Below are 12,853 nucleotides of genomic sequence, written 5' to 3'. Positions count from 1 at the left end.
CGGGACGACGCCGGCCCCGTGCGGAATCAGCGCAGGCCGAGCAGGTGATCCATGGCGAGCTGGTCGAGCTGCTCGAAGGCGAAGCCATGCGCCCCGACCGCGTCGGCGTCGAACGCCTCGGCCCGCAGGTCGGCCAGGGTCTCGCCGGGGGCGAGCGTCGGCTGGCTCAGCGCCGGGACGCCGGAGCGCTGCAGCGCCTCCTTCACCTCGGGGTCGGCCCGGAACGCCCGGGCCCGCTCCCGCAGCACCAGGTAGTTGCGCATGGACGCCGCTGCGGACGCCCAGACGCCCTCCTCGTCCTCGGTGCGCGGGGGCTTGAAGTCGAAGTGCCGCGGCCCGGTGTAGCCGCCGTGCTCGAGGAGGTCGACGAGCGCGAACGCGCCGCGCAGGTTGCCCGCGCCGAAGCGGAGGTCCTGGTCGAACCGCGGCCCGTGCTGGCCGTTGAGGTCGATGTGGAACAGCTTGCCGGCCCACAGCGCCTGAGCCACGCCCGCGGCGAAGTTCATGCCGGCCATCTCCTCGTGCCCCACCTCGGGGTTGACCCCGACGAGCTCGGGGTGCTCGAGCCGCTCGATGAAGGCCAGGGCGTGCCCGATGGTCGGCAGCAGGATGTCGCCGCGCGGCTCGTTCGGCTTCGGCTCGAGCGCGAACCGCAGGTCGTAGCCGGAGTCCAGGACGAACTGGCTGAGGACGTCCAGGGCCTCCTTGTAGCGGTCCAGCGCCGCCCGTATGTCCTTGGCCGCCGCCGACTCGGCACCCTCGCGGCCGCCCCACATGACGAACGTCGAGGCGCCCAGCTCGGCGGCCAGGTCGATGTTGCGGGCGACCTTGGCCAGCGCGAACCGCCGCACCGACCGGTCGTTGCTGGTGAAGCCGCCGTCCTTGAACACCGGGTGGCTGAACAGGTTCGTCGTGATCATCGGCACGACCACGCCGGTCTCGTCGAGCGCGGACCGCAGCTTGCCCAGGTGCGCCTCGCGGGTGGCGTCGTCGCTGTCGAACGGGAAGACGTCGTTGTCGTGGAAGGTCACGCCCCACGCGCCGAGCTCGGCCAGCTTGTGCACGGCGTACGCCGGGTCCATGGGCGGGCGGACCGCTCCGCCGAACACGTCCACGCCCTGCCAGCCGACCGTCCACAGGCCGAAGCTGAACTTGTCGCTGGGGACCGGGGTCAGGTCGGACGGCGCCATGGGACTCCTTCGATCAGACTATTCGTTCAGCAGTCGAACTAATGTTGCCCTATTGAACCAGTGGGTCCGGCTCGCCGTCAATGGCACGGCGGTTGTTGATAAGTTCAGGTTCTGCTCTAATGCTGCCATGGTGGTCAGCGGGGCGGGAGAGCCGCTTCGGCCGGCGGGCATGCGCGACCGCAACCTGGCCGTCGTCCTCGCCGCGGTCGCCGAGCAGTCCCCGATCACCCGCGCCCAGGTCGCGACCGCCACCGGGCTGACCAAGTCGTCGGTGTCCGGCCTGGTGACCGAGCTGCTGGCCGCCGGCCTGGTGGCCGAGGAAGGCGCCCGCCGCGAGGGGGACCGCGGCCGACCGGGCACCGTGCTCGCGCTGCGCGGCGCGGGCGCCGTGGGCCTGGGGCTCGAGGCGAACGTCGACTACCTGGCGGCCGGCCTGGGCGACCTCACCGGCCGGTTGCGCTACCACCACATCGTCACGGTCGACAACCGCGGACGGGACCGGGACGCCGTGCTCGCCGAGCTGGCCGGCCTGGCGCAGCAGGCGCTGGCCGCCGCCGTCGAGCAGGGCCTCACGGTGGCCGGCGCGTGCGTCGCCGTCCCCGGGGTCGTCGACGCCACCACGCACCGCGTCGTCCGCGCCCCGAACCTGGGCTGGGTCGACTTCGCGCTCGTCGAGCGGCTCGCGGCCGTCCTGCCGACCACCCCGCTGGGGACGTCGCTGGAGAACGAGGCCAACGTCGCGGCGCTGGGCGAGCTCTGGTTCGGTGCCGGTCGCGAGCTCGGCGACTTCGTGCACGTGTCCGGCGAGGTGGGCATCGGCGGCGGGATCGTCGTCGACGGCGCGCTGTTCCGCGGCTCCCACGGCATGGCTGGGGAGATCGGCCACGTCGTCGTGGACCCGGACGGGCCGGAGTGCTCGTGCGGCGGCCGGGGCTGCCTGGAGCGGGTCGCCGGGCAGGAGGCGATCCTGGCCCTGGCCGGGCTCGCCGGGAGTCCGCGGCGCGGGCCGAGGGGCCGTGGGCTGGACGACCTGGTGGCGCTGCTCGAGGCCGGCCAGCCACAGGCGGTCGCCGCCGTGCAGACGGCCGCCCGGCACCTGGGCGTCGCCCTGGCCTCGGTGACCAACGTGCTCGACCCCGACTCGCTGGTCCTCGGCGGCGGCTTCGCGGCGCTCGGGCCCTGGCTGCGGGACCCGCTCGAGGCCACCCTGCACCGGCACGTGGGGGACTCGGGACGCCGGCGCCCCCGGGTCGTGGTGTCGCTGCTCGGCGCGGACGCCGCAGTGCGCGGGGCGGCCGGCATGGTCACCCGGTCGGTCATCGCGAGCCCCGCCACGTTCGTCGCGGCCAGCGGCGGCTGACCGCGGGCTGGCCCCGGCCCCGGTCATGCCCGAGGATCGGACCATGCGAGCGATGGAGCTGCGGGCGCCCGGACAACCGCTGGCCGCGGTGGATCGGCCGACGCCGGAGCCCGGGCCGGGTGAGGTCCTGCTCGACGTGTCGGCGTGCGCAGTGTGCCGCACCGACCTGCAGATCGCGGCCGGGGACCTCGAGGCGCACGGCCTGCCGCGGGTCCTCGGCCACCAGGTTGTCGGGCGGGTCGCGGCCGTCGGCGCCGGGGTCGATGCCGACCGGGTCGGGGAGCAGGTGGGGCTGGCCTGGGTGGCCGGCACCTGCGGGCACTGCCGGTTCTGCCTGTCCGGGCGGGAGAACCTGTGCGTCGAGGCCCGGTTCACCGGGTGGGACGTCGACGGTGGCTTCGCCACCCACGTGACCGCGCGCGCCGACTTCGCCCACGCGCTGCCCGGCGGCTTCCCTCCGGTGGACGCCGCTCCCCTGCTGTGCGGCGGGGTTATCGGATACCGGGCGCTGCGGGTGGCCGGGGTCGAGCCCGGGATGCGGGTGGGCCTGTTCGGGTTCGGGGCGTCCGCGACCATCGCGATCCAGGTGGCCCGGCACTGGGGCTGCGAGGTCTACGTGGCCACCCGCTCGGCGGCCGAGCAGCAGCGAGCCCGCGCGCTGGGGGCGGTGTGGGCCGGCGGGTACGACGAGCGCCCGCCGCAACTGCTGGACGCCGCCGTCACGTTCGCCCCGGTCGGGTCGGTCGTGGTGGCCGCGCTGCGGACGCTGGACCGAGGCGGGGTGGTGGCCGTCAATGCCATCCACCTGGACAAGATCCCCGAGTTCCCCTACGAGGACCTGTGGTGGGAGCGGCAGATCCGCTCGGTGGCCAACGTGAGCCGGGACGACGTGCACGGGCTACTCGCGCTGGTGCCACAGGTGCCGATCCGCACCCAGTACGAGGTGCTGCCGCTCGCCGCGGCCAACCAGGCGCTGGACCGGCTCGCCGCTGGCGACGTCCAGGGCGCCTTCGTGCTCGACGGCCGGGCCTGACGGCGTCGCCGTCCAGGGTCAGCTCTGACCGGTCGCGTAGGCGGCGAAGAGGTCGCAGGCGGGGGTGCGGTGGCGCAGCTGGGTGGCGTAATCGACCCGGTAGAGGCCGAACCGCGGCGCGAAGCCTTCGGCCCACTCGAAGTTGTCCATGAGCGACCAGTGGAAGTACCCCAGCACCGGCACGTGGTCGCCCATCGCCCGCCGCATCGCCTCGACGTGCCACTTCAGGTAGGCCGGCCGGACCAGCCCGGACGCGTCCGCCAGGCCGTTCTCGGTCACGTACACCGGCAGGTGGTAGCGGTGCCAGGCCTGCCGGATCACCTGCTCGAAGCCGTCCGGGTGGATCTCCCAGCCCAGGTCGGTCTTCGGGCCCGGCCCGGGCTCCTCAGCCACCTTGGCGGCCCTGGCCGGCGCGAACGACAGCAGGTGCCGGGTGTAGTAGTTCAGGCCGAAAAAGTCGGTCGACCCGAGCAGCTCCGGCGCCGGCAGGTCCACCGACGGGAACCCAACCGCCTTGAACCGGATCCGCCCCGAGACGATCGCGTCCTGGAAGCCCCAGTTGAACAGCCCCGCGCTCTGCCGCACGACCAGCCGGTCCATCGGGCTGAACGGGTGCTTGGGCTCGATCGCGACCAGGTGGTTGGCCACCCCGACCCGGGCCGAGGGCAGCGCCGCCCGAAGCGCCAGGGCGGCGGCGCCGTGCGCCCTCAGCTGGGCGACCAGCGCGGCCATCGCCTGCCGCGGGTCCCGCAGCCCCGGTGGGAACGTCCCCTCGAGGTAGCCCATCAGCATGACCACGTTCGGCTCGTTGATGGTGACCCAGAGCCGGACGTCGGGCAGCCGGGCGGCGGCCTCGGCCGCGAACCGACCGAACCGGTCCGGGAAGTCGGTCGCGAGCAGGCCGCCCCGGTCGGACAACCAGGCCGGCAAGGTGAAGTGCAGCAGGGTGACCATCGGCTCGATGCCGGCCGCCCGGTAGGCGGCGACCTCGTCGGCGTAGTGCGCCCACCCGGTCTCGTCGTACCGCCCGGGCTCCGGCTCCAGCCGGGACCACTCGATCGAGAACCGGTAGGCGTTGGCGCCCAGGTCGCGCATCAGCGCGAGGTCCGCGACCACCCGGTCCCAGTGGCCGCTCGCGTCCCCGCTGACCTCACCGCGGGCGATCCGGCCCGGCTGGTGCTCCCAGCGCCACCAGTCGTTGCCGGAGTTGCCGCCCTCGATCTGATGCGCCGCGGTCGCCGTCCCCCACAGGAAGTCCTCGGCCATCGCCGGCCCCGCTCAGAGCCCGGGCGGGGTGGTCACGCCACCGGACGGCGTGTCGGTGAGCCCGGCCAGGATCGACCGCGCCTCGGCGGCGTCCACCGGCTTGCACAGGATGTCGTACGCCATGGCCACGACGCTGTGGCGGGAGGTGAAGTCGCGCCGACCGGCGGTAAAGGCGTAGGAGATCAGACCGAACACCAGCCCGAACAGCCCGCCGTAGACCAGGCCCCAGAGCATCAGGGTCACCCAGTCCCGGCCGCTGCTGGCGAACAGTCCGAGCAGCAGGCCCACGAACAGCCCGAACCAGGCGCCGGCGCCGAGGCCGCTGAGGGCAGCGGTGCCCCAGGTCAGCCGACCGGTCACGACCTCGACGCTCTTGAGGTCGCTCCCCACGATGGCCAGGTCCTCGACGGCGAACTTCTGGTCGGACAGGTAGTCGACGGCCCGCTGCGCGTCGGCGTACTCCCGGTAGGTCGCGACCGCGACCCGGCTCGCCAGCGGCGATTGCTGGGGCGCCGATCCGTAGCCCATGGACATGATGGCTCCTTCCGTCCGGTCCCTTGATCCAACCACCGGCGGGCGAGCCGCGTCAGCCGCGCAGCTTGTAGTCCTCCAGCAGCCGCCGTCCGATGATCATCCGCTGGATGTCAGCGGTGCCCTCGCCGATGAGCAGCATGGGCGCCTCGCGGTACAGCCGCTCGATCTCGTACTCCTTGGAGTACCCGTAGCCGCCGTGGATGCGGAACGAGTCCTCGACCACGTCGCGGCAGTACTCGCTGGCCAGGTACTTGGCCATGCCGGCCTCGAGGTCGTTGCGCTGCCCGGAGTCCTTCTTCCGGGCCGCCATCGTCATCATCTGGTGCGCGGCCTCGACCTTGGTGGCCATGTCGGCCAGCCGGAACAGCACCGCCTGGTGCTCGGCGATCGGCTTGCCGAACGTGACCCGCTGCTGGGAGTAGGCGACGCCCAGCTCGAAGGCGCGCTCGGCCACCCCGCAGGCCCGCGCGGCCACGTTGACCCGGCCCACCTCGACGCCGTCCATCATCTGGTAGAAGCCCTTGCCGGGCTCGCCGCCGAGCAGCGCGGCCGCGGGCAGCCGGACGCCGTCCATCACCAGCTCGGTGGTGTCGACCCCCTTGTAGCCCATCTTGTCGATCTTGCCGGGGATGGTGAGGCCGGGCAGCACCTCGCCGAAGCCAGCCGACTTCTCGATGAGGAACGTGGACATCTTCTTGTAGACCGACGCACCCTCCGGGGCGTCCTCGTCGGTGCGCACGAGGACGGCGACCAGCGTGGAGGACCCGCCGTTCGTCAGCCACATCTTCTGCCCGTCGAGCACCCAGTCGTCGCCGTCCCGGACCGCCTTTGAGGTGATCGCCGCGACGTCGGAGCCGCAGCCCGGCTCGGACATCGAGAAGGCGCCGCGCATCTCGCCGGTGGCCATCCGCGGCAGGTAGGCCTGCTTCTGCTCCTCGGTGCCGTGCTGCATGACCATGTAGGCCACGATGAAGTGGGTGTTGATGATGCCGCTCACGCTCATCCAGCCGCGGGCGATCTCCTCCACGCACAGCGCGTAGGTGAGCAGCGACTCGCCCAGGCCGCCGTACTCCTCGGGGATCATCAGACCGAAGATCCCCATCTCCTTCATGCCCTCGACGATCTTCGTGGGGTACTCGTCGGCGTGCTCGAGCGCCTGGGCACTGGGGATGATCTCGTTGTCCACGAAGTCCCGGACGGCGCCGAGGATCTCCTGCTGGACGTCGGTGAGACCTTCGGTCTGCGCGAGGCGGCCCATGGCTCGCTCCCTTGCTGCTCGGACGGCGGACAACGGCTTGTTACCCGCCAGTATCCCGCTCGTGCACCCGATCGGCGCACGGCGGTACCCGGGCGTCGCGCCGCTAGGCGGTCGGCGGCTCGAAGGCCGAGGTCCGGGTCATGCCGGCGGCCCGGCCCTTGGCCGAGATGACCAGCGCCATCTTCCGCGACGCCTCGTCGATCATCTCGTCGCCGAGCATGGCCGCGCCCCGCGCGCCACCCTCGGCCGAGGTGAACCACTCGTAGGCGTCGAGGATCAGCTCGGCGTGGTCGTAGTCCTCCTGCCGCGGCGAGTACACCTCGTTGGAGGCGTCGATCTGGCCGGGGTGCAGGCACCACTTGCCGTCGAAGCCGAGGGCAGCCGAGCGGCCGGCCACCCGACGGAAGCCGTCGACGTCGCGGATCTGCAGGTACGGGCCGTCGATGGCCAGCTTGTCGTAGGCCCGCGCGGCCATCAGGATCCGCATCAGGATGTAGTGGTAGGCGTCGCCGACGTCGTAGCCGGCCGGCTGCTCCCCCACGACGAGCGACTTCATGTTGATGCTGGCCATGAAGTCGGCCGGCCCGAAGATGATCGTCTCCACCCGGGGGGACGCCTCCGCGATGGCGTCGACATTGACCAGGCCGAGGGCGTTCTCGATCTGCGCCTCGATCCCGATCCGGCCGACCTCCAGGCCCATGGTCTTCTCGACCTGGGTCATCAGCAGGTCCAGGGCCACGACCTGCTCAGCCGTCTGCACCTTGGGCAGCATGATGCAGTCCAGGTTGGCGCCGGCCCCCTCGACCACCTCGACGACGTCGCGGTAGGTCCAGTGCGTCGTCCAGTCGTTGACCCGGACGACCCGGACCTTGTCCCCCCAGCCGCCCTCGTTGAGCGCGGCCACGATGTTCTTGCGCGCCTCCGGCTTGACCAGCGGCGCGCAGGCGTCCTCGAGGTCGAGGAACACCTGGTCGGCCGGCAGACCCTTGGCCTTCTCGATCATCTTGGTGCTGCTGCCCGGCACGGCGAGGCAGGACCGACGGGAGCGCAGAGTGCGATCAGCCATGAGAACCACCCTAGCCGCGCGGTTCGTCGCCGCTCGGCGGGGTCACTCAACCGGAATCGACGGCGGGACCTCCCGGCCCTGGGAGCGGACCACCACGCCCACCCCGATCAGCAGCAGCACGGCGGCCGGCAGCACGCCCCACGGCGGGGTCTGCCCCAGCCACAGCGCCGCGATCAGCGCCGCGCCCGGCATCTCGAACAGGATCGCCATCGACAGCACGGTGGGCGGCGTGGTCCGCAGGATCACGTTGAACAGCGAATGCCCGAGTAGCTGCGCCCCCGCGGTCAGCGCGAGCAGCTTGACCCAGGTGTCCGGGCTGTATCCGGCCAGCTGCTGACCCGAGACCAGGCACACCACCAGCAGCAACGCCGCGCAGGAGCCGTAGACCAGCAGCGTGTAGGGCGTGGTGCTGACGGTGGGCCGCACCCGGGCGCCGACCGACACGTACCCGGCCGCGAACACGGCGCCCACCAGGGCGAGCAGGTCCCCGACCAGCGCGCGCGGGGACAGCGAGAAGTCGACCCCGGTGAGCACGAGGACGCCGAGCAAGGCGATGCCCATGCCCCACCAGGCGCGCCGCGGCACGTGGTGCCCGGACGCGCGCGCGATCAGCGCCGCCCAGATCGGCTGGGTGGCCACCAGGGCGGTGGACGACGCCACCGTGGTCAGCTCGAGGGAGGGGATCCAGGTGCCGAAGTGCAGCGCCAGCAGGGCGCCGGCCCCCAGTGACAGCCGCAGCTCGCGCCGGTTCAGCCGGCGCAGCTCGCCGCGGTACCGGAGCAGCGCCCACGGGGCGATGGCCACCGTCCCGAAGGCGTTGCGCCAGAACGCGATGGCCAGCGCCGGGGCCGCGGTGGCCGCGATCAGCGGTGCCGACGTCGCGACCGCGGAGACGGCCACGGCCAGCAGCAGGAGGTCCCGCCCGGGGGGACGGGCGACCGCGCTCGGGGCGGGCTGCGGCGCGGTCACGGCGGCCATCCTGGCACCCGGCCGGACCGTGGCCGGGTTGCTGGTCAGACGGTGATGGTCCCCTCGGCCACCGGCACCACGTCACCGGCCACCCGGACGGCGACCGCGGTGCCACCAACCGCATCGACCGAGCAGCGCAGCACCGAGCGGCGGCCCATCTGCACGCCCTGCTCGACCGTGTACGCCGCGGTGCCGTCTCCCGTCAGCAGCCCCGAGCCGACCAGCCACACGCCCAGCCCGAGGGCGGCCGACCCGGTCGCCGGGTCCTCCGGAACGCCGACGTCGCCGGCGAACATCCGGGCCCGGGCCATCCGGGTGGCCGGGTCCCAGGCCACCACGTAGACCCCGGTCGCGTCGGAGACCGGGTGCCCGAACGACCGCAGCCGGACCGGGTCCGGCTCGCAGCGGGCCAGCGCCCGCGCCGCCACGGGCAGCACCGCGAAGCCGATGCCGGTCCCCGCGACCCGCGGCGGCGGCCCGGTCAGTTCGACGGCGGCCAGCCCTACGGCCGCCAGTAGCGGCCCGGCGTCCACCGGCTCCGACAGGGACGGCCGGCCGCCGGTGAGCTCCACCGGACCGCCGTCCGGCGCCACCTGCAGCGGCAGCAGCCCGGCGCCGCAGGCCTGGACCACCCGACCAGAGCAGACCCGGCTCAGCCGGGCCAACAGCCAGGCCGTGCCGACGCTGGGATGCCCGGCGAACGGCAGCTCCACCTCGGGGGTGAAGATCCGCAGCCGGTAGTCGGCCCCGCCCTTCCGCTCCGCATCGGAGGCGCGCAGCGGGAACGCGGTCTCGGACAGGTGGAACTCGCGGGCCAGCGAGTGCATCTGGTCGGTGCTCAGCTCGTCGCCGTCCAGGACCACGGCCAGCGGGTTCCCGCCGAACCGGACGTCGGTGAAGACGTCGACGACGTGGTAGCGCAGCGTGGACATGTGCCGACCGTATCCGGGCCCCGCCACTAGTCTTCGAGGCGTGAGCAGCGCGCCCGGACGGGTCTTCATCGCGCGCCTGGCCGGAGCCTCCGTGTTCGACCCGAACGGGGACCAGGTCGGGCGGATCCGCGACGTCGTGGCGCTGCTGCGGTCCGGGCACCTCCCCCCGCGCGTGCTCGGGCTGGTGCTCGAGGTCCCGATGCGGCGGCGGATCTTCGTCCCGATGAGCCGGGTGACCGCGCTCGACCCGGGCCAGGTCATCACGACCGGGGTCGTCAACATGCGCCGGTTCCAGTCCCGGCCGGGAGAGACCCTCGTGCTCGCGGAGATGCTCGACCGGCAGGTGACCCTCACCGAGGACGGCACCACGGTGACCATCCTCGACGTGGCCATGCAGCTGGCCCGCACCCGCGACTGGGAGCTCACCCAGGTGTTCGTGCGCAAGGGGGGCGGCGGCTTCCGGCGTCGTGGCGAGACCGAGGTCGTGCGCTGGGACGAGGTCACCGGATTCGCCCAGCTGGAGCAGAACCAGAGCGCCGCCAGCCTGCTGGCCACCATGGACAAGATGCGCCCGGTCGACCTGGCCAGCGTCATGCACGACCTGACGCCCAAGCGCCGGGCCGAGATCGCCGCGACCTTGGACGACGAGCGGCTGGCCGACGTGCTGGAGGAGCTGCCCGAGGACGACCAGATCGAGATCCTCGGTGTACTGGCGCAGGAACGCGCCGCCGACGTCCTGGAGGCGATGGCCCCGGACGACGCCGCCGACCTGCTCGGCGAGCTGCCCCCCGAGCAGGCCGACCGGCTGCTCGAGCTGATGGAGCCGGACGACGCCGAGGACGTGCGCCGGCTGCTCGTCTACGACGAGTACACGGCCGGCGGCATGATGAACCCGGAGCCGGTCGTGCTGTCCCCGGACGCGACCGTGGCCGAGGCGCTGGCCCGGGCCCGCCACGCCGACCTGACCCCCGCGCTGGCTGCGCAGGTCTACATCTGCCGTCCCCCGCTGGAGACCCCCACCGGCCGCTTCGTCGGCGTCGCGCACCTGCAGCGGCTGCTGCGCGAACAGCCGTCCGAGCTGGTCTCCGGCGTCTGCGACACCGACCTCGAGCCGCTGCGTCCCGAGGCCACCCTGCCGCAGGTGACGACGTACCTGGCGGCCTACAACCTGGTCGCCCTGCCGGTGGTGGACGAGGGCGGCCACCTGCTCGGAGCGGTCACCGTAGACGACGTCCTCGACCACCTGCTGCCGGACGACTGGCGGGAGCGGGACGCCGACGAGCCGGAGTCGGCCCAGCCGGGGGTGCCCGATGTCCAGTGAGCGGCGTCGGGGCCTGGACCAGCCGACGCTGCCGCGCCGCCGGGTCCCCCGACCGGACGTCGACGCGGAGACCTTCGGACGTGCCTCGGAGCGCATCGCCCGCACCTTCGGCACGGCGACCTACCTGATGGTCCAGACGGTCTTCGTGATCGTCTGGATCTCCTACAACGTCGTGGTGGTGACGTCGGACCAGTTCGACCCCTACCCGTTCATCCTGCTCAACCTGGCGTTCTCCACCCAAGCCGCGTACGCGGCTCCGCTCATCCTGCTCGCGCAGAACCGACAGGCCGACCGGGACCGGGTGCAGTACGAGCAGGACCGGACCCGCGACGAGCGCTCGGTCGCCGACATGCAGTTCCTGGCCAGGGAGGTCGCGGACATCCGGATCGGGCTCGGCGACCTCGCCACCCGCGACTTCGTCCGCTCCGAGCTGCGTGACTTGCTCGACGAATTGCTGGTGGAGCATCGGGACAGCCCGGAGCCGAGACGGGCCCCCTAGCCCGCCCACCTCAAGCGTCCGGCCGATGCGGTCGACGTAGGAGGGTGCCTGTCCGACCGACCGCCAGCCAGGACGGCGAGGAGCAGACCGTGCGGCTGCGGCTCGGCGACATCCTGGTGTCCCGGGGGGTGCTCACCGGAGAGCAGATGTCGGACGTCCTCGACCAGCAGCGCCAGCGCAGCCTCGAGGGCAACGGCCGCCGGATCCGGCTCGGCGCCCTGCTCATCGAGCTCGGGCTGGCCGACGAGCAGCAGATCGCGGAGTCGCTGGGACAGCTGCTGGGCCGCGAGGTCGTGGACGCCGTGTCCACCCCGATCGACCCTGAGCTGGCCCGTCGGCTGCCCCGCGTGGTCGCCGATCGCAGCCAGGTGCTGCCCTTGGGGCTGGGCGAGCGGGGACTGCGGGTCCTCGCCGCCGACCCCACCGACGTGCTCGCCCTCGACGACGTCCGACGGCACACCGACTTCCAGCAGCTGGACGTGCTCATCGGCACGCCCACCGAGCTGCGCGCCCTGGTCAACCGGGTGTGGTCCCTGGTGGACGGCGACATGAGCGCGGCCAGCACGATGGCCGAGCCGGACGAGGACGACGGCGAGAGCGACGACGTCGTCCTGGACGCCCCCACGGTGCGGCTGGTCGACTCGCTGCTCGCCGAGGCGGTCCGGCTGCGGGCCAGCGACGTCCACATCGAGCAGCAGCGCACCGCCGTCCGGGTGCGCTACCGGATCGACGGGGTGCTGCGGGACGCCCTCGCGCTGCCCCGCTCAGTCGGCCGCTCGCTCGTGGCGCGCATCAAGATCGTGGCAGGGATGGACATCTCCGAGCGCCGGGTCCCGCAGGACGGCCGGCTGCGGCTGACCGTCGACCGGAAGGTCCTCGACGCTCGGGTCAGCTCGCTGCCGTCGATCCACGGCGAGAAGATTGTGGTCCGGCTGCTCCAGTCGGAGTCCACCATCCAGCACTTGCCCGACCTGGGCATGGACGAGCAGCAGCAGGCCGACCTGACCGCCGCCCTGGCCGCGGCCCAGGGTCTGGTCCTTATCACCGGCCCCACCGGGTCGGGCAAGACCAGCACCCTCTACGCCGCGATCCGGCAGACGATCACCCCGGCCCGCAACGTGGTCACCCTGGAGGACCCGGTCGAGATCGAGCTGGCCGGGATCACGCAGGTGGCCATCGACGAGCGCGCCGGCATGACCTTCGCCCGGGGGCTGCGCTCGGTGCTGCGGCAGGACCCAGACGTGATCCTGGTCGGCGAGGTCCGCGACCTGGACACCGCCGAGCTGGCGATGCGGGCCGCCCTCACCGGGCACCTGGTGCTCACCACCCTGCACACCAACGACGCCGCCTCGGCGCTGCCCCGGCTGTTCGACATGGGTGCGCCCGGCTTCCTGGTCGCCTCCGCGCTGCGGCTCGTGGCGGCCC

General features: G+C 72.8%; 12 protein-coding genes. 5 read left to right on the top strand and 7 right to left on the bottom strand.

All coding sequences use genetic code 11. The features are described 5' to 3' along the window. Positions 1–26: 26 nt before the first annotated feature. Positions 27–1,190 (bottom strand): xylose isomerase, encoded by a 1,164-nt coding sequence (gene xylA, locus VIM19_04935; GenBank protein HEY5184248.1) that lies wholly within the window; start codon positions 1,188–1,190, stop codon positions 27–29. 127 nt (positions 1,191–1,317) lie between these two features. On the opposite strand from xylA, the gene VIM19_04930 reads away from it, so the two are divergent. Beyond that, positions 1,318–2,550: an ROK family transcriptional regulator gene (locus VIM19_04930; GenBank protein ID HEY5184247.1), complete on the top strand. Its 1,233-nt coding sequence runs from the start codon at positions 1,318–1,320 to the stop codon at positions 2,548–2,550. A gap of 43 nt (positions 2,551–2,593) precedes the next feature. Continuing rightward, positions 2,594–3,583: a zinc-dependent alcohol dehydrogenase family protein gene (locus VIM19_04925; protein HEY5184246.1), complete on the top strand. Its 990-nt coding sequence runs from the start codon at positions 2,594–2,596 to the stop codon at positions 3,581–3,583. Positions 3,584–3,601: 18 nt separating this feature from the next. Here the strand turns inward: VIM19_04925 and VIM19_04920 are convergent, their stop codons facing one another. From VIM19_04920 to VIM19_04895, 6 genes are all read right to left on the bottom strand, one after another. Beyond that, positions 3,602–4,849 (bottom strand): family 1 glycosylhydrolase, encoded by a 1,248-nt coding sequence (locus tag VIM19_04920; GenBank protein ID HEY5184245.1) that lies wholly within the window; start codon positions 4,847–4,849, stop codon positions 3,602–3,604. Between the two features lie 12 nt (positions 4,850–4,861). Next, the gene (locus tag VIM19_04915) at positions 4,862–5,383 is read right to left on the bottom strand and encodes a general stress protein (protein HEY5184244.1); all 522 of its coding nucleotides are present in this window, start codon (positions 5,381–5,383) and stop codon (positions 4,862–4,864) included. 52 nt (positions 5,384–5,435) lie between these two features. After that, a complete protein-coding gene (locus tag VIM19_04910) occupies positions 5,436–6,641 on the bottom strand; it encodes an acyl-CoA dehydrogenase family protein (GenBank protein ID HEY5184243.1) in 1,206 nt (401 codons plus the stop codon). A 103-nt stretch (positions 6,642–6,744) separates the two neighbouring features. Further along, complete coding sequence (locus tag VIM19_04905) at positions 6,745–7,707, bottom strand: CoA ester lyase (protein ID HEY5184242.1); 963 nt, start codon at positions 7,705–7,707, stop codon at positions 6,745–6,747. 42 nt (positions 7,708–7,749) lie between these two features. Then, complete coding sequence (locus VIM19_04900; protein ID HEY5184241.1) at positions 7,750–8,676, bottom strand: DMT family transporter; 927 nt, start codon at positions 8,674–8,676, stop codon at positions 7,750–7,752. 44 nt (positions 8,677–8,720) lie between these two features. After that, positions 8,721–9,608, bottom strand: a complete 888-nt coding sequence (locus tag VIM19_04895; protein ID HEY5184240.1) for a PhzF family phenazine biosynthesis protein — start codon at positions 9,606–9,608, stop codon at positions 8,721–8,723. On the opposite strand from VIM19_04895, the gene VIM19_04890 reads away from it, so the two are divergent. From VIM19_04890 to VIM19_04880, 3 genes are all read left to right on the top strand, one after another. Beyond that, complete coding sequence (locus VIM19_04890; protein ID HEY5184239.1) at positions 9,607–10,929, top strand: CBS domain-containing protein; 1,323 nt, start codon at positions 9,607–9,609, stop codon at positions 10,927–10,929. The genes VIM19_04895 and VIM19_04890 overlap by 2 nt on opposite strands. Beyond that, on the top strand, positions 10,919–11,428 hold the full coding sequence (locus VIM19_04885; protein ID HEY5184238.1) for a DUF1003 domain-containing protein: 510 nt from the start codon (positions 10,919–10,921) through the stop codon (positions 11,426–11,428). The genes VIM19_04890 and VIM19_04885 overlap by 11 nt, the downstream gene beginning before the upstream one ends. 44 nt (positions 11,429–11,472) lie before the next feature. Beyond that, a partial coding sequence (locus tag VIM19_04880; protein ID HEY5184237.1) for an ATPase, T2SS/T4P/T4SS family occupies positions 11,473–12,853 on the top strand: 1,381 nt, incomplete at its 3' end.

This window comes from Actinomycetes bacterium, assembly GCA_036510875.1.
Taxonomy (GTDB): Bacteria; Actinomycetota; Actinomycetes; order Prado026; family Prado026; genus DATCDE01.
Note: the sequence above shows the minus strand (reverse complement) of the source record. Positions and strands in the feature narration are given on the sequence as shown.

Bases quoted from the DNA above. Each gene is read 5' to 3' on its own strand.
- VIM19_04930 (HEY5184247.1), top strand. From the start codon at position 1,318: ATGGTGGTCAGCGGGGCGGGAGAGCCGCTTCGGCCGGCGGGCATGCGC.
- VIM19_04920 (HEY5184245.1), bottom strand. From the start codon at position 4,849: ATGGCCGAGGACTTCCTGTGGGGGACGGCGACCGCGGCGCATCAGATC.
- VIM19_04890 (HEY5184239.1), top strand. From the start codon at position 9,607: ATGTGCCGACCGTATCCGGGCCCCGCCACTAGTCTTCGAGGCGTGAGC.
- VIM19_04925 (HEY5184246.1), top strand. From the start codon at position 2,594: ATGCGAGCGATGGAGCTGCGGGCGCCCGGACAACCGCTGGCCGCGGTG.
- VIM19_04915 (HEY5184244.1), bottom strand. From the start codon at position 5,383: ATGTCCATGGGCTACGGATCGGCGCCCCAGCAATCGCCGCTGGCGAGC.
- VIM19_04895 (HEY5184240.1), bottom strand. From the start codon at position 9,608: ATGTCCACGCTGCGCTACCACGTCGTCGACGTCTTCACCGACGTCCGG.
- VIM19_04885 (HEY5184238.1), top strand. From the start codon at position 10,919: ATGTCCAGTGAGCGGCGTCGGGGCCTGGACCAGCCGACGCTGCCGCGC.
- VIM19_04910 (HEY5184243.1), bottom strand. From the start codon at position 6,641: ATGGGCCGCCTCGCGCAGACCGAAGGTCTCACCGACGTCCAGCAGGAG.
- xylA (HEY5184248.1), bottom strand. From the start codon at position 1,190: ATGGCGCCGTCCGACCTGACCCCGGTCCCCAGCGACAAGTTCAGCTTC.
- VIM19_04905 (HEY5184242.1), bottom strand. From the start codon at position 7,707: ATGGCTGATCGCACTCTGCGCTCCCGTCGGTCCTGCCTCGCCGTGCCG.